Raw genomic sequence first — 14431 nt, 5'->3', positions numbered from 1 at the left:
ATTCTTGTTTATAATTTAATTATTCTGAAATAACGGAAAGCAAGTGGTCTACCTGCGGAGCGAGAGGTCGTATTCCATCGTTGATGATTTCATAATCACTACGTCGTAATACCTCTTCTTGCGGTAGCTGACGTGCCATCCACTCAAGTGTCTTTTCCCTGCTGATACCATCGCGTGCCATCACTCGGCGGATACGCGCTTCTTCTGGAGCCGTAACACATACCACTTTATCTATATGGGTACGCTTATCAAAGCCACTATCAAAGAGTATTGCACTCTCAAGCCACGTCTGTCCCGATTGTTCAAAGTCACGAGCTACAGCAGGATGTATAACTGCATTGACAGCCTGAACGTGCGTTTCACTCTGAAGAAGATAGGCAGCAAGAATGGCTTTCTGCAAGACACCATCATGAAAGACATCGTCACCAACAAGTTCAGATAACTGTTTTTGTAGTGGCTTAGAGGTTCGCATTAGCTTTTTGGCGTGCGCATCGCAATCGTAAACGGAGATTCCCCGCTCAGCAAGTAGCTTACAGACGTAAGACTTTCCGCTACCAATACCACCTGTCAACGCTATAATCATCTCTGTTCTATCAAGTAATCAACAGTGTTTATCGCTGGACGTACATTACGTACGCCATTGGGAGAACTAAGAATATAGATAGGACATTTCTCTGAATGACTTTTCTGTACATCCTCATAATTGACCACAGCACGGAAACCAACAGGAAGAAGTTCCTTTGTTTCAGCATTCTTCGGCATTGAACGCATACGATAGGCACCCACAACAAAGTTTACTTTTACTTTACTTGGGAAGGTACGCATCACCTTATTATTAGGCATATTGATAGCCTCAATCGGTATCTCAACACTTTCCTCTGTTAGCACGTCAGGATAGAGTTTCATTTTCACCGTAGAAGGAACACACTTGGCATTCGTAAACTTACGGAGATCTACAGTCAGCTCCTTAACATCCGTAAAATTGGTTATCTGCTGTCGCTCTGTATAGACAGTCTGAATACTATCCAACACGTTTCGAGCTGCATAAACCTGAACACTATCTGGAGTGAAATCAACACGAGCGAGATAATAGTTATCACCAGGAGATACTGTTCCTAAAAGCCGTACAGGTACTTTCTTATGACGACCAAAATTGAAAGAGAAAGAGAACTTACCGTTCTTGACCATAGTTATCTTTGAACTCTTAGACAGTTGAGGATAAATCTGACGCTGGATGTCACCAACTGGTATCTGTCCCTTGCTTTGTCCGTCGCTATAAAGCCGATAGTCAGCATATATAGGATGAAAAGTATTGTCAAGTTCATAAAAAGCAATCATATATCCTTTGTCACGCACAGTAAAACGGACAACGGAATCAGGCTCGCTGGTTATAACCACATTACGAGGGACGTCAGTCATACGAAAAGGCATACTAAACTCACGCTCATATGTTTCGTTCAGTGTCATAATCAACCAGAACCCACCACTCAATACCAAGAAAAACAAAAAAATCAGAAACTCCTTGTTGAATATCCTCAACAAGAAGTTCCTGAACGTACTGAATGTATGAAGCGATTTGCTTGTTTTCATCAAAGGCTTTCCTTCTTTAGGCTAATAAGAACTACTTTGTTTGTCCCTGCTGAGAAGCCTGTACATTTGCAAACACGTAGTTTTTATCAACAGTGATAACAACGCCACGTGCTATCTCTACTTCAACCTTATTGGTTGTCATGTCAATGTGTTTAACAGTTCCATAGATACCACCGCCTGTTACAACAGAATCACCTACCGAAAGAGAATTCTGGAAAGCACGAATTTCTTTCTGCTTCTTCTGCTGTGGACGAATCATAAAGAACCACATGATGGCAAAGATAGCTACCATCATGATTATCATAGGCATTGGACTGCCTTGGCTTGCAGCCTGTGCTGCGAGGATTAATGTTGTATTCATTTATTTATCAGTTGTTATATTCTTAATTTATAGAAATGGGTTAGGAGTCGATAGGCAAATATAACCATTGAAAGACTATTATAAGCACATATCATTACGCACTCACGAAGCTACCTTCTGCAACGATTTTAAACCCTTATACCTATACGTTTATTCCTCATCCTCTGCTTGCTCTCCCTCTTGTTGCTGACGATAGGCTACTCGTTGAGCAGAAGTCTGCGCAATTGTTGGGCGACGTCCTTCACGACGAGGTGCTCTAACATCTTGGCGCTCATTGCGAGAGCGATGTGGACGAGGCTCTGGCATTGTCTTCATCATCTTACCCATCTGTATGAGATGACGTGCAATCGTATCAAGCATACCATTGATATAGCCTCCACTTCGTGGTGTACTATACAATTTAGCCAGGTCAACATACTCATTGATTGTCACCGTTACTGGAATATTAGGGAATGTGAGCATCTCTGCAATAGCAATCTGCATGATGACAATATCCATATAAGCCAAACGAGAGAAATCCCAATTACGACTCGACTCGCTCATGTAACGCTGATACTCATCAGCATTGAGGATTGTTGAGCGGAAGAGTTTCAGTGCAAAGTCACGATCCTCTTCGTCACGATATTCTGGCAGAAGTTCTTGATCTGCCCCATTAGCAGGGTCAAATCGTTTGATGGTCTTGATAACGAAGGTATCAACAACCTCCTTGTCATCATTCCAATAAAGACTCTTCTCCTCCAAGATAGCATCCAATTCAGGATTCTCTTGTATGAGTGTACGATAAATCTTACGCCACACCTCACGGTCTGCCTCGTATGAATCATCATCACTCGCCATGTATTCTTGATAGATAGTGCTTTGTTCAATCTGATCACAAAGTTTACGCACAGCCTCCATATCATCTTCCCAACGACGTTTTTGTGATTCCATGAAAAGGTTGAGCTGCTTGTTCTCTTCCAACTGCACAGCGAACTTATTGGTTGCAAAACGACTTGAGGGAGCCTCTGTCCCCTCACGATTAGCACGAGTAGCAGCAATCTCCACGCGATGGCGCTCCTCTTGCGTGATTGATACGATTAAGGCCAAGAGGTAATTGTAGAGATCATACGCTTTCGCCAAGCTGAAAAGCAACTCTTTCTCAGCATTGTCCATATTCCTGTTACCGTTCTGATAGTATGCATAGGTTAACTGGACAATCTTAATTCTTATTAATTCCCTATTGATCATTGTCTATTCTAAAGATTGTGTTTCGTATTGAATTCTTTATTTTGCAAATGTAGGAAAATTCCTCCGTACATGCAAGCATTAGTATCTTTTTCTATAGTTTTTTATTAGAATACTTGCTCAATTCATTGAAAAAAAGTAACTTTGCAGCGCTTTTTGCAAATTGAGGATTGAAAGTTGTGATATTAATTAGATTTCCAATTCCTTAGTCTCTCAGTGTGTGATGGCGAATTAAAGTTCGTATTAATTTAGAGTAACACAAAATTATGAAAGAAATTAAAGTATCAGGTCAGAAGCGTACAGACCTTGGAAAGAAAGCTTCAAAGCAGCTCCGTAAGGAAGGTTTAATTCCATGTAACCTCTATGGTGAGGCACAGAATGACCGCAAGCCAGTAGCATTCTCATTCACAGCTCCTATGTCAGAGTTGCGTAAATTGGTTTATACTCCACACATCTATGTTGTAGAGTTGATTATCGACGGCGAGAGACACACAGCAGTTCTTAAGGAACTTCAGTTCCACCCAGTAACAGATGCTCTGCTTCACGTAGACTTCTATGAGGTTAACGATCAGAAGCCAATCGTTATGGGTGTACCAGTTAAGCTCGTAGGTTTGGCACAGGGTGTTCGCGATGGTGGTCGTATGAACATGTCTATCCGTAAGATTAACGTCAAGGCTCCTTATCAGCAGATTCCAGAGCACCTCGACATCAACGTTACTGAGCTTCGTCTTGGTAAGAGTATCAAGGTTGGCGAGCTGAGCTTCGAGGGTCTTGAGTTGGTAACTCCAAAGGAGGTTGTAGTTTGCTCTATCAAGGCTACACGTAACTCTATTCAGGCTGCGCAGGCTGCTGCGGCTGAGGCAGAGTAATCTCTACGACAACAATTAATTCAATATAAGAATTGGACAAGTATTTGATTTGTGGATTGGGTAACCCCGGTTATGAATACGAGGGAACCAGACACAATACAGGATTTATGGTATTGGACGCTTTCGCTAAAGCGTCCAATATTGTTTTTGAGGATAAGCGTTATGGTTTCGTAGCAGAGACAACGGTCAAGGGTCGCAAGATTATTCTTTTGAAGCCTACGACATTCATGAATCTCTCTGGAAATGCCGTACGCTACTGGCTCAACAAAGAGAATATCGACCAAAGCCGACTCTTGGTTATCTCTGACGATGTTGCTCTGCCATTAGGAGCCTTCCGCTTGAAAGGAAATGGTTCAAATGGTGGTCACAACGGATTGGGACATATCCAACAACTCATCGGACAGAACTATGCTCGTCTGCGTATGGGTGTTGGTAACGACTATCCACGTGGTGGACAGGTAGACTGGGTACTGGGTCGCTACTCTGACGAGGAGATGAAAGAACTTCAGCCAGCTATCGACTTGGGCGTAGATATCATCAAGAGTTTTGCCCTTGCTGGTATCGACATCACAATGAACCAGTTTAATAAACTCGGAAAGAAGTAATCGAGCATTCTCTTTAATATATTATGAGACTATGAACGATATTGCAAGAATTGACAAATGGCTATGGGCAGCCCGCATCTATAAAACCCGCTCCATCGCTGCAGACGCCTGCAAGAATGGTCGTGTCACGATAAAAGGTATCAACGTAAAACCTTCCCACACAATCAAAGCGGGTGAAGTGGTAAGTGTAAAGAAGTCGCCTATCACCTATTCGTTCAAGGTTCTCAAACCAATTGAACAACGTGTTGGCGCAAAACTCATCCCTGAAGTCTATGAGAATGTGACCGATGCTAAGCAGTATGAACTCTTAGAGATGAGCCGCATCAGTGGTTTCGTTGACAGAGCACGTGGTACAGGACGCCCAACCAAGAAGGATCGCCGTCAGATGGATGCCTTTGTCGACCCTACTCTATTTGGTTTCGATGAGGACGATGACGAGGATGAAACATTCTAAAATCGTTGTCTGATAGGTTAAAACAAACTAATAGACAGCATGACAAAGGCTATATCCCGCTGACATTGCAACAAATGCTATTGTAAAAATATAAGAATGCACGACTCATACTCCGCTAATAATAATTATAAACGGATGTAAGAGCCGTGCATTCTTATATAAAAGCAGCTCATTATCTTAACTTAAAAGCATATTCTACTACAACGTAAAGACTACGAAATATTATTACAAAAATTTCATATTATATTGTCTAAAAAGGGTTGAAAAGTCCCTTTTTACACACATCTATAAATATCAAGTAATCAATCGATTACAAAACACCATTTTGAAAGGTGCTTAGTAGGACTTCAAAAGGGCGTTAGTAAGACTTCAAAAGGGCACCTTTTGCAAGCTAAAAGAGCATCTTTTAGAAGCCAATTAAGCATCAATAAAAATAGAGGATGTGAAATATTATTACAAAACACACGAATATAAACATCCTAATCCGCCTCCCTTTACATCTATAAAAACTCACACAACGTTCACATACTTATCCCATTGCTATAAAACTTCAGCATATTGCTTGTTGTTGTTAGTTTTTTTATACCTTTGTAACAAATAATCATATACAACTAAAAGAATGAAGAAATTACTAATTTTTGCACTATTTCTTGGCTTGCACACAGCAGCTATGGCACAGGAATCTAATGGATTGGAAAAGAACAGGGTCGTTTACTTGGAGCTATTGGGTCCGTCAAACCTTGCAGGTATCAACTATGATGCACGTTTCAACGACCACACACGCTTTGGTTGGAGAGCCGGATTGAGCTTCGGTTATGGTCATAATTCCAGCATTTTCTGGGAAGGTTCAGACGTACGTGGCTATGCTGTACCATTGGAAGTTAACTATCTCTTGGGTAGCCAAAAGAACAACCTTGAGGTTGGTGTGGGTGCCAGTGTGGGTATATACAATATACACGGTATCTTTGTGGAGTCTGTAGATGGTCCTAAGTCTTCGTTGTCAGCTGACCAACAGAAGCATGCTGTGGGAGAGTATAACACTCCAGAAGGAACAAAGACCTGGCTGGCTTACAATGAGAGTCGTAACAAATTCGGCTACTATATCTTTGGAAACATCGGCTATCGTCACGTATCTAACAAGGGTTTCCTGTTCCGTGCAGGTTTCAGTCCTTCTTTTACTATTGGGGAGAAGAATGCAGTTAAGAAAGCGTTCTTCTATCCATACCTCGGCTTCGGTTGGGCATTTTAATTAAGAAACAGATAATAACAAAAGCAGGGACGTACGTAGCGTGCGCCCCTGCTTTGTGTTTACAAACACTGAGAAATTAGTGATTCACCTTATCTATCATATACTCATAATCGTAATCTTTCTTCACCGAACGCTTCTTCAACTCTACACGTATTGAATCAAAAGGCTGGGTATTATCGTATGAAGTATAGAATCTTACCAGACATCCACCCTTCACAAGTTCAGCTTCTGGAACGACTTTCATATTCTTTCGAGCAAGCACCTTTGCAGGAAAGACAATCTGTGTCCCTCCCTCTGTCAGCTGCTCTACGAACTCAGGTGAGCCATAGTCACGAGCAAGTTTCAATAGTGAAGCCTTATCTACAGGCTTCTGCTGACACTCGTGGGTGTATCTTACATAAAAATCTGTTACCATATCTGACTCGTCCCACGCTATAGGAACAGGATAGACCTTACTACTCCCATCTTTAGAGAACGCCAACAAGAAGGTAAAACCATCATCCGTTTCTGGATAACAGATAGAAACTGGCAAATAAACAGAAGTGTTAGTTATGTCGGAAACTAAACCAGCATAAACCTGAAATTCCTCGTCTGCACCTTTCCAAATATCTTCTCGTGTAAAGACTTTCTTATCAAACAAAACTTTACCACCCTTTGAAATCGTCACGACCAACTTCTTTACAAACTCGTCAGAATTCTTCACCTTAGTCTTACTACCAATAATATCAACCCGAACATGCCAGTCTCCATAGACTGTATCCATCATCACATTCTCGTTAGAGATATCTTCCTTCTTCAAGGTTTTATCCTCTTGAACAGCAGATGTATCCTCAACCTGAGCAGTGGTAGGAGCTTTCCGAACTTCTGGTGCACAACAAGCAGACAGAATACCCATACCCAAAGCGATAAGTAACAAAGCTTTAAAAGACTTTGTATTTCTATTTTTTCTCATCGTATTTCTTTTTTATAATTAGCAACAAATCTGATTCATTGATTTGCCCACAAAAGTAAATAAAAAGATTAACATTGCAAGTTTATACCTTAAATAATATAGATAAAAAAAGAACTGCTTCCCATCTTCATATAAAAAGAAGGAAAGCAGTTCTATTATCTATTCTTTATATTTATCCTCTATTCAGCTGTTTGTCAGCCTCATCGGCTCTACTTAACAGGAATCTCCTCTAAAGTCTGAACAAGAAGTTTCCAGAAAGGCTCAACTGTTGCTATCTCAAGACGCTCCTTTGCAGTATGTGGACTGCGGAGAGTTGGACCAAGACTTACAACATCCATACCCGGATACTTACCGAGGATGACTGAACATTCAAGACCAGCGTGGTCTACCTGCACAATACCCTCTACACCGTTCTGCTCCTTATAAACCTTCTTCAAGAGGTTAAGGATTTCACTGTCTGGGTTTGGATCCCAACCACCATATTGACCACTGAAGACTGTCTTCATACCAGCCATATTGAAGCAGCTCTCTAACTGAGCAGAGATATAATCTCTCATGTCCTCACGGCTTGAACGAGCAAGAATCATAATAGAGGCCTTAGTTGGCTCAATATGTATAATTGCAAGGTTTGACGAAGTCTCAACAACGTTTGGATAAGATGGAATCATACGCAAAACGCCATTGTGACAAGCATAGATAGCATCAATAAGGTTGTCCTGAATATCAACTGGAACAAGACTTTCTGGCTTCTCTACATCCTCTACGAAGAACTCAACATTTGGTTCAATACCCTTGAATTCATCTTCTACGAGTGCCTTTTGACGAGCAACCATTTCCTTCAAAGCAGCAACATTCTCCTGTGGCAAAGCCAAGACAACCTCTGCCTTGAATGGGATAGCATTACGCATATTACCACCTTCCCAAGAAGCCAAGCGCGCACCGAGTTCGGTAACGGCATTGCGAACGAAGCGAACCATCTCCTTATTGGCATTGGCACGTCCCTCATTGATTTCAAGACCAGAGTGACCACCACGTAAGCCCTTCAAAGTTACTTTAACAGCAGCTTCCTCATCGTTCTGAACTTCCTTATATTCTAAGGTAGAAGTAATATCAACACCGCCAGCAGAACCAATCACAAACTTGCCCCATGTCTCAGAGTCGAGATTCATAAGGATGTCACTATGTAGTTCACCACTTGGCATTTCGTTGACACCATACATACCTGTCTCCTCGTCACGAGTGATGATAGCCTCGACAACTCCATGCTTCAAGGTTTTATCTTCCATAATAGCCATGATAGCCGCGACACCAATACCATCATCAGCGCCAAGTGTTGTATTATTCGCATAGACCCATCCATCCACAATGTGTGTCACAATTGGATCAGTCTCAAAGTTATGATTACTATCTGGAGCCTTCTGTGGAACCATGTCCATGTGAGCCTGCAACAGAACTGTCTTACGGTTTTCAAATCCCGGTGTAGCAGGCTTGCGCATTACAACATTGCCACCAGCATCTACGTATGATTCAACACCAACTCTTGTAGCAAAGTCTAACAAGAATTTCTGTACTTTCTCTGGCAATCCCGAAGGACGTGGAACCTGTGTCAGATCATCAAAGTTTTTCCAAAGGCCTTCTGGCTTAAGATTTCTGATTTCACTCATAATGTTGATTTTAAAAGGTTATTATCATTGTTTATTGATTCGCTCAAAACTATCTTCTTCTACAATTACTTTGCAGGGCGAGTAAGTCCAGCTGGACCACCCAATGCCACTGGTGTCTTCGTAAAGCTCAGTGTCATCCATGCGTAAACACCTAAGAGAATAACCAGCAAGGTTTGAATGGTATGTACAATCAGTACAAAATAGAGTGCCTGATTGTCTGCCACCCCATAAAGTATCAGCATTGTTTTGACTGCAAAATGCCAAGGTCCTGCTCCATTAGGCGTTGGTACAATAACAGCTATTGAGCCAACGACAAAGCTTACAAGTGCGCAAGAAAGACCGAGGTTTGCTGTTGCATCAAAGCAAAAAAACGTCAAATAATAATGTAGGAAGTAGCTTCCCCATATTGCTATGCTATAGAAGATAAACAAAGGGATATTCTTCACCTTACGCAAAGAACTTATTCCCTGCCATATACCACTAAACATCTCCTTCACCTTCTTATAGAAAGATAGGTGACGTAGCACATAATAGAAGAGGATAATAGATGCAACACCACAGATAGCTGTTACCAGCCAGCCCATTGGCGAGAACATCACGAAGATATCATCAATACGTGTCCCTGTCCGTGAAAAGAAGTTGGTAAACACTGGTATCTGCATCAAAAAGGCTGTTGCACTGATAAGCAGAACGATGAGCGTATCTACTGCTCGCTCAGTTACCACCGTACCAATAGCTTTCGGAAAGGGAACCTTATCATATCTATTCAACACCCCACAACGCGCAAACTCACCAATGCGTGGAATAAGCAAGCTAACAGCGTAAGACAAGAAGATTGAGTTAACACAGACCGATGAGCGAGGGTACTCACCGATAGGCTCAAGACTCTGCTTCCATCTCCATCCACGAAAAGCCTGCGCCAGTATGCCGAAAGGGAGTGAGAGAATCATCCAAGTCCAGTTCATATCATGCAGAAGTACATGTTTGATACTGGAGAAGTCGAATCCCCTATACATCCAATAAAGGATTGCACTTCCAAGTAGTAAAGGCAATGCAATCTTCACAGTATTGTTGAACAGTTTCTTCGTCCTCATATAATGGAGCAAAGATAATTAAAATGTTTTTTAATGCAAAATAAAATGAGTATCTTTGTAGGCAAATAAAGAAAAATTATGAAATTAGTCAAGCCAAAGAAGAATTTGGGCCAGCACTTCCTTACCGACTTAAGCATAGCCCGTCGGATTGCTGACACCGTTGATGTCTGTCCTGACATCCCTATTTTAGAAATTGGACCAGGTATGGGTGTCCTTACGCAATATCTTGTTGAGAAGCCACGTGAAGTGAAAGCTGTAGAGATAGACTCCGAAAGTGTTGCCTTTCTCAATGAAAAGTTTCCTAAACTTCGTGAGAATATTCTTGGAGAAGACTTCCTACTTATGGACTTGAACAAGGTTTTTGGTGGAAAGCAGTTTGTGTTGACAGGCAACTACCCTTACGACATCTCGTCACAAATCTTCTTTAAGATGCTTGACAACAAAGACCTTATTCCTTGCTGTACGGGTATGATACAACGCGAGGTGGCACAACGTATAGCTGCAGGTCCTGGCTCTAAGACCTATGGTATCTTATCAGTATTGATACAAGCATGGTATAACGTGGAGTATCTCTTTACCGTAGATGAAGACGTCTTCAACCCACCTCCAAAGGTAAAGAGTGCCGTTATCCGCATGACTCGTAACGAAGTGACGAATATTGGTTGTGACCAAATACTCTTCAAACGCGTCGTAAAAACAGTCTTCAACCAGCGTCGTAAGATGTTGCGTGTCAGTCTCCGACAGATCTTCAACGTAACTAAACCGACAGATGGTTTCTATGAGCAGGACATTATGACCAAACGTCCTGAACAATTATCTATCGCTCAGTTTGTTAACTTGACCAATATGGTTGAAGAGCAATTGAAGATTATTGGACAAAAAGCAAATATAAGTTGAGTTCCTTATGACAAGAAAAGAACAATATAACCAACTAATACCGCAGATTGCTGGACTTATCAAGGGTGAGACAAACTTTATAGGAATCTTAGCAAACGTGTCAGCAGCCCTGTACGAAGCCTTTCCTGAGCGTTTCTTTTGGACAGGCTTCTACCTTCATGAGGGAGGTAAGGCGTTAAGTTTAGGACCCTTCCAAGGTTCGGTAGCCTGCTACACCATTCCCTACGGCAAAGGTGTATGTGGCAAGGCATGGGAAGAAGGGCACACACTTATTGTCCCGGATGTTGAGGATTTCCCCGGACATATTGCCTGCAGTAGTCTTTCTCGAAGCGAGATCGTCGTCCCGATGTTTGATTCCTCACGCACTTTCCGTGGCGTTCTTGACATTGACAGCACCCACCTCGACGACTTTAATGAAGATGATAAAGAGGGGTTAGAACGTGTCATTGCCCTATTGATAGAAGAGACGCAAAACCTTTTCCAATAAAAAAGATAAAGATTACTGTTTGAAACAGGGCTTTTTCAAGGAACATCCCACCAGTAAGGATAGTGCACAACGAGAAAACCTTATTTTAACAAAAAAGTAAAGTAAAATCTTGTGCATATCCGAATTAATACCTATTTTTGTAAAATTGAAATTTAATATTACGAATATATGTTAGACGTTAAGCAGACATTAAATGATGCCAGCGAGCGCATGGAAATGGCAACGATGTATCTCAGCGATGAGTTGCAGCGCATTCGTGCTGGTCGCGCAAACGTAGCCATCCTTGATGGTGTACGAGTAGATTCTTATGGTTCAAAGGTTCCTTTGAATCAAGTTGCCACTGTGATGGTGCCTGATGCCCGTACCATTGCTATCAAGCCATGGGATAAGAAAGCTATCAAAGATATTGAGAAAGCCATCATGGATTCAGATGTTGGTATTACACCAGAAAACAATGGTGAACTTATTCGTTTGAACTTGCCTCAACCAACAGAGGAGCGTCGTCGCGACTTGGTAAAGCAGTGTAACAAGATTGGCGAGCGTACAAAAGTTGAGATTCGCAATGTGCGTTCTGACATTAAGGAAAAACTGAAGAAAGCTATCAAGGATGGTCTTTCAGAAGATAATGAGAAAGATGCAGAAGAAAGCTTGCAGAAGATTCACGACAAGTATATTAAGCAGGTTGAATCACTGCTTGAAGAGAAGCAGAAAGAGATTATGACCGTTTAGGAAGCCTCCCCAAGCCCCTCCGAAAGGAGGGGATGTAATAGGCAAATGTTTCTGGTATATTATCAATACCTCACTCAAACGAAAACATACGAGCGATTATAATAAACTGTTTATAAGCGATAAAATATTATTCTAACTGGCTTCCGTCAGGCACTCCCCTCCTTTCGGAGGGGTTGGGGGAGGTTTTTTTTTATTTTTATGCGCGGCTTAGTAATAAAGAGCACAGGCAGTTGGTACACAGTAAAAACTGAGGAAGGCAAGACGATAGACTGCAAGATTAAGGGCAATTTCCGTCTGAAGGGGATTCGCTCTACTAACCCTGTGGCTGTTGGCGACCATGTCGTCATCACGCCTAATCAGGAAGGGACAGCTTTCATTACAGAGATAGAAGACCGTAGGAATTATATTATCCGTAAGTCCCCTAACCTCTCCAAGCAGAGCCATATCCTCGCAGCTAACATTGACCAAGCATTCTTGATTGTTACAACAAACTATCCGGAAACCTCTACAACATTCATTGACCGTTTCCTTGCCAGTGCTGAGGCTTACCGTATTCCCGTGACACTCGTCTTCAATAAGCACGACTTGCTCGATGAGGATGAGCTACGTTATCAACATGCCGTAATGCACCTCTATGAAACAATCGGTTATCAGTGCATAGAGATACAAGCAAGTGCCGAACCTGAAGATGAATTCAGCGTAGAGAAAATGAAGCCGTTATTAGCAGGAAAAGTAACCCTTTTGAGTGGTAATAGTGGCGTAGGAAAATCAACGATTATCAATGCCCTCCTACCCCACGTCAACCTCCGCACAGCAGAGATTTCCGATGCACATAATACAGGAATGCACACGACAACATTCAGTGAGATGCTGGAATTGCCTATGGGTGGATATCTTATCGACACACCGGGCATTAAAGGTTTCGGAACCTTTGATATAGAACGTGAAGAGTTGACAAGCTATTTCCGTGAGATATTTAAGTTTTCAAAAGATTGTAGATTTTCAAACTGTACGCACACACATGAGCCTGGCTGTGCAGTAAGAAAGGCTGTTGAAGATCATTATATCGCTGAAAGTCGATATAATAGTTACCTATCAATGCTCGAAGACAAGGATGAGAATAAATATCGTGAGGCTTTTTAGCTTTACGATTTTTTTTGTTGCAAATCATTTTCATGAGAAAACGGGATTATTTGCCCAATAGAAGAAAAGTAATGAGATAGGCACTCAGAGAGCTAATGATAAAAAACTTCCCGTGTATGATAAGCATTTTCAAATAAGTGATATATTATCATAGAAAACAAGAGTATAGTTTCATTTCCGTTTGCTGTCATTTTTAACATTTCACATATCTCTCTGTAAACCAACAAATTGAGCATCTACTCCAAATGACAGGAATGACAGGAAATCCAATTTACGGATTACGCAGCAAAACGAAATCGGCTGTTTAAACACTAAAAAGTATTCATAAACCTGTTGAAAGATTATCCAAGACACACTCCCAATTATCAGCCAACTCTCGAATGGTAGGGAAAAGGATGTCGGCACCTTCATTCAAAAGAACTGAATCATCCAATGGACCGCTATTGATAGCCACCGTATAGCAGCCTGCTGCCGCACCAGCATGAACACCGAGTGGTGCATTTTCAACGACAATACCTTCTGAAGGCAAATAATTACCAACCTTCTGCAACCCCATGAGGTAAGGATCGGGATTAGGTTTACCTCGTTTCACATCGTAAGCCGTTGTTATCTGATCAGCAGAAACAAAGTCGCCGAAATCACGAGTGACACGCTTAATCAATGGGAGTTGCGCACTACCTGTCACAATACCTATCTTCAATCCGCTCGCCTTAATATTCTGCATAAGATCAATCACACCGTCAAACACCTTTGCTTCAGGCATTTCGTGGAAGTAATGTGCCTTCACATCATAAACCTTCTGTGCCTCTTCCTCCGTTAGTTCCTTGCCGAGTTGCTCCTTCGCATACTTACGAATCGTATCAACACCACGTGCCCCTTCTGTTGCGTAAGAATCTTCAAGCGTAAAATGAATACCAAACTCCTTCATTGCACGCTGCCATGCAACACCATGGTTGGGCATTGAATCGTAAAGGACACCATCCATATCAAAGAGGACAACTTTTGGATTTCTCCGTGTACCCTCTACGGACTGTATGTTTTGTTGAGATTGAGACGACATAGCTGTTTTCTTCACCTTATTATATATTATTATCCTCAAGTCCCTCTACACAA

16 protein-coding genes are annotated in these 14431 nt (G+C 41.8%); 8 read left to right on the top strand and 8 right to left on the bottom strand.

All coding sequences use genetic code 11. The features are described 5' to 3' along the window. Positions 1 to 19: 19 nt before the first annotated feature. From coaE to nusB, 4 genes are all read right to left on the bottom strand, one after another. A complete protein-coding gene (gene coaE / locus J5A56_RS09870) occupies positions 20 to 583 on the bottom strand; it encodes a dephospho-CoA kinase (protein ID WP_021672923.1) in 564 nt (187 codons plus the stop codon). Continuing rightward, positions 580 to 1590 (bottom strand): CdaR family protein, encoded by a 1011-nt coding sequence (locus J5A56_RS09865; protein WP_021672922.1) that lies wholly within the window; start codon positions 1588 to 1590, stop codon positions 580 to 582. The genes coaE and J5A56_RS09865 overlap by 4 nt, the downstream gene beginning before the upstream one ends. Positions 1591 to 1621: 31 nt before the next feature. Next, positions 1622 to 1951, bottom strand: coding sequence for a preprotein translocase subunit YajC (yajC, locus tag J5A56_RS09860; protein ID WP_021672921.1), 330 nt, complete (start codon positions 1949 to 1951; stop codon positions 1622 to 1624). 150 nt (positions 1952 to 2101) lie between these two features. Continuing rightward, a complete protein-coding gene (gene nusB, locus J5A56_RS09855) occupies positions 2102 to 3178 on the bottom strand; it encodes a transcription antitermination factor NusB (protein ID WP_021672920.1) in 1077 nt (358 codons plus the stop codon). Between the two features lie 263 nt (positions 3179 to 3441). On the opposite strand from nusB, the gene J5A56_RS09850 reads away from it, so the two are divergent. From J5A56_RS09850 to J5A56_RS09835, 4 genes are all read left to right on the top strand, one after another. Then, positions 3442 to 4044: a 50S ribosomal protein L25/general stress protein Ctc gene (locus J5A56_RS09850; protein ID WP_021672919.1), complete on the top strand. Its 603-nt coding sequence runs from the start codon at positions 3442 to 3444 to the stop codon at positions 4042 to 4044. A gap of 32 nt (positions 4045 to 4076) precedes the next feature. Next, entirely contained in the window at positions 4077 to 4649 is a 573-nt protein-coding gene (gene pth, locus J5A56_RS09845; RefSeq protein WP_036920389.1) for an aminoacyl-tRNA hydrolase, read from the top strand. A 31-nt stretch (positions 4650 to 4680) separates the two neighbouring features. Further along, positions 4681 to 5103 carry an RNA-binding S4 domain-containing protein gene (locus J5A56_RS09840; protein WP_021672917.1) on the top strand — a complete coding sequence of 141 codons (423 nt, stop codon included), beginning with the start codon at positions 4681 to 4683 and terminating at the stop codon, positions 5101 to 5103. 670 nt (positions 5104 to 5773) lie between these two features. Beyond that, entirely contained in the window at positions 5774 to 6352 is a 579-nt protein-coding gene (locus tag J5A56_RS09835) for a hypothetical protein (RefSeq protein ID WP_036920406.1), read from the top strand. Between the two features lie 76 nt (positions 6353 to 6428). Here J5A56_RS09835 and J5A56_RS09830 read toward each other — a convergent pair whose 3' ends face one another. The 3 genes from J5A56_RS09830 to J5A56_RS09820 form a co-directional block, all read right to left on the bottom strand. Beyond that, positions 6429 to 7304 carry a hypothetical protein gene (locus J5A56_RS09830; protein ID WP_021672915.1) on the bottom strand — a complete coding sequence of 292 codons (876 nt, stop codon included), beginning with the start codon at positions 7302 to 7304 and terminating at the stop codon, positions 6429 to 6431. A 209-nt stretch (positions 7305 to 7513) separates the two neighbouring features. Beyond that, positions 7514 to 8968, bottom strand: coding sequence for an aminoacyl-histidine dipeptidase (locus J5A56_RS09825; RefSeq protein WP_021672914.1), 1455 nt, complete (start codon positions 8966 to 8968; stop codon positions 7514 to 7516). Positions 8969 to 9033: 65 nt separating this feature from the next. After that, positions 9034 to 10062, bottom strand: a complete 1029-nt coding sequence (locus J5A56_RS09820) for a lysylphosphatidylglycerol synthase transmembrane domain-containing protein (RefSeq protein WP_021672913.1) — start codon at positions 10060 to 10062, stop codon at positions 9034 to 9036. 78 nt (positions 10063 to 10140) lie between these two features. Between J5A56_RS09820 and rsmA the strand changes: the two genes are divergently transcribed. The 4 genes from rsmA to rsgA all read left to right on the top strand — a co-directional run bounded on the left by rsmA (position 10141) and on the right by rsgA (position 13318). After that, entirely contained in the window at positions 10141 to 10959 is an 819-nt protein-coding gene (rsmA, locus tag J5A56_RS09815) for a 16S rRNA (adenine(1518)-N(6)/adenine(1519)-N(6))-dimethyltransferase RsmA (protein WP_021672912.1), read from the top strand. Positions 10960 to 10966: 7 nt separating this feature from the next. Further along, positions 10967 to 11446, top strand: a complete 480-nt coding sequence (locus J5A56_RS09810) for a GAF domain-containing protein (protein WP_021672911.1) — start codon at positions 10967 to 10969, stop codon at positions 11444 to 11446. Positions 11447 to 11614: 168 nt separating this feature from the next. Continuing rightward, complete coding sequence (gene frr / locus J5A56_RS09805) at positions 11615 to 12175, top strand: ribosome recycling factor (RefSeq protein WP_021672910.1); 561 nt, start codon at positions 11615 to 11617, stop codon at positions 12173 to 12175. 198 nt (positions 12176 to 12373) lie between these two features. Further along, positions 12374 to 13318: a ribosome small subunit-dependent GTPase A gene (gene rsgA, locus J5A56_RS09800; RefSeq protein ID WP_021672909.1), complete on the top strand. Its 945-nt coding sequence runs from the start codon at positions 12374 to 12376 to the stop codon at positions 13316 to 13318. A 322-nt stretch (positions 13319 to 13640) separates the two neighbouring features. Here the strand turns inward: rsgA and J5A56_RS09795 are convergent, their stop codons facing one another. After that, entirely contained in the window at positions 13641 to 14378 is a 738-nt protein-coding gene (locus tag J5A56_RS09795) for an HAD family hydrolase (RefSeq protein ID WP_036920405.1), read from the bottom strand. Between the last annotated feature and the right edge of the window lie 53 nt (positions 14379 to 14431).

Source organism: Prevotella melaninogenica (assembly GCF_018128065.1).
Classification (GTDB): domain Bacteria; phylum Bacteroidota; class Bacteroidia; order Bacteroidales; family Bacteroidaceae; genus Prevotella.
The sequence above is the reverse complement of the archived record's forward strand: the minus strand, read 5'-3'. Positions and strand labels throughout refer to the sequence as shown.

Excerpts from the sequence above, each read along its gene's own strand:
- J5A56_RS09820 (WP_021672913.1), bottom strand. The coding sequence starts at position 10,062 with ATGAGGACGAAGAAACTGTTCAACAATACTGTGAAGATTGCATTGCCT.
- J5A56_RS09865 (WP_021672922.1), bottom strand. The coding sequence starts at position 1,590 with ATGAAAACAAGCAAATCGCTTCATACATTCAGTACGTTCAGGAACTTC.
- yajC (WP_021672921.1), bottom strand. The coding sequence starts at position 1,951 with ATGAATACAACATTAATCCTCGCAGCACAGGCTGCAAGCCAAGGCAGT.
- J5A56_RS09850 (WP_021672919.1), top strand. The coding sequence starts at position 3,442 with ATGAAAGAAATTAAAGTATCAGGTCAGAAGCGTACAGACCTTGGAAAG.
- rsgA (WP_021672909.1), top strand. The coding sequence starts at position 12,374 with ATGCGCGGCTTAGTAATAAAGAGCACAGGCAGTTGGTACACAGTAAAA.
- nusB (WP_021672920.1), bottom strand. The coding sequence starts at position 3,178 with ATGATCAATAGGGAATTAATAAGAATTAAGATTGTCCAGTTAACCTAT.
- J5A56_RS09840 (WP_021672917.1), top strand. The coding sequence starts at position 4,681 with ATGAACGATATTGCAAGAATTGACAAATGGCTATGGGCAGCCCGCATC.
- J5A56_RS09810 (WP_021672911.1), top strand. The coding sequence starts at position 10,967 with ATGACAAGAAAAGAACAATATAACCAACTAATACCGCAGATTGCTGGA.
- frr (WP_021672910.1), top strand. The coding sequence starts at position 11,615 with ATGTTAGACGTTAAGCAGACATTAAATGATGCCAGCGAGCGCATGGAA.
- coaE (WP_021672923.1), bottom strand. The coding sequence starts at position 583 with ATGATTATAGCGTTGACAGGTGGTATTGGTAGCGGAAAGTCTTACGTC.
- J5A56_RS09795 (WP_036920405.1), bottom strand. The coding sequence starts at position 14,378 with ATGTCGTCTCAATCTCAACAAAACATACAGTCCGTAGAGGGTACACGG.
- J5A56_RS09830 (WP_021672915.1), bottom strand. The coding sequence starts at position 7,304 with ATGAGAAAAAATAGAAATACAAAGTCTTTTAAAGCTTTGTTACTTATC.
- J5A56_RS09835 (WP_036920406.1), top strand. The coding sequence starts at position 5,774 with ATGGCACAGGAATCTAATGGATTGGAAAAGAACAGGGTCGTTTACTTG.
- rsmA (WP_021672912.1), top strand. The coding sequence starts at position 10,141 with ATGAAATTAGTCAAGCCAAAGAAGAATTTGGGCCAGCACTTCCTTACC.
- J5A56_RS09825 (WP_021672914.1), bottom strand. The coding sequence starts at position 8,968 with ATGAGTGAAATCAGAAATCTTAAGCCAGAAGGCCTTTGGAAAAACTTT.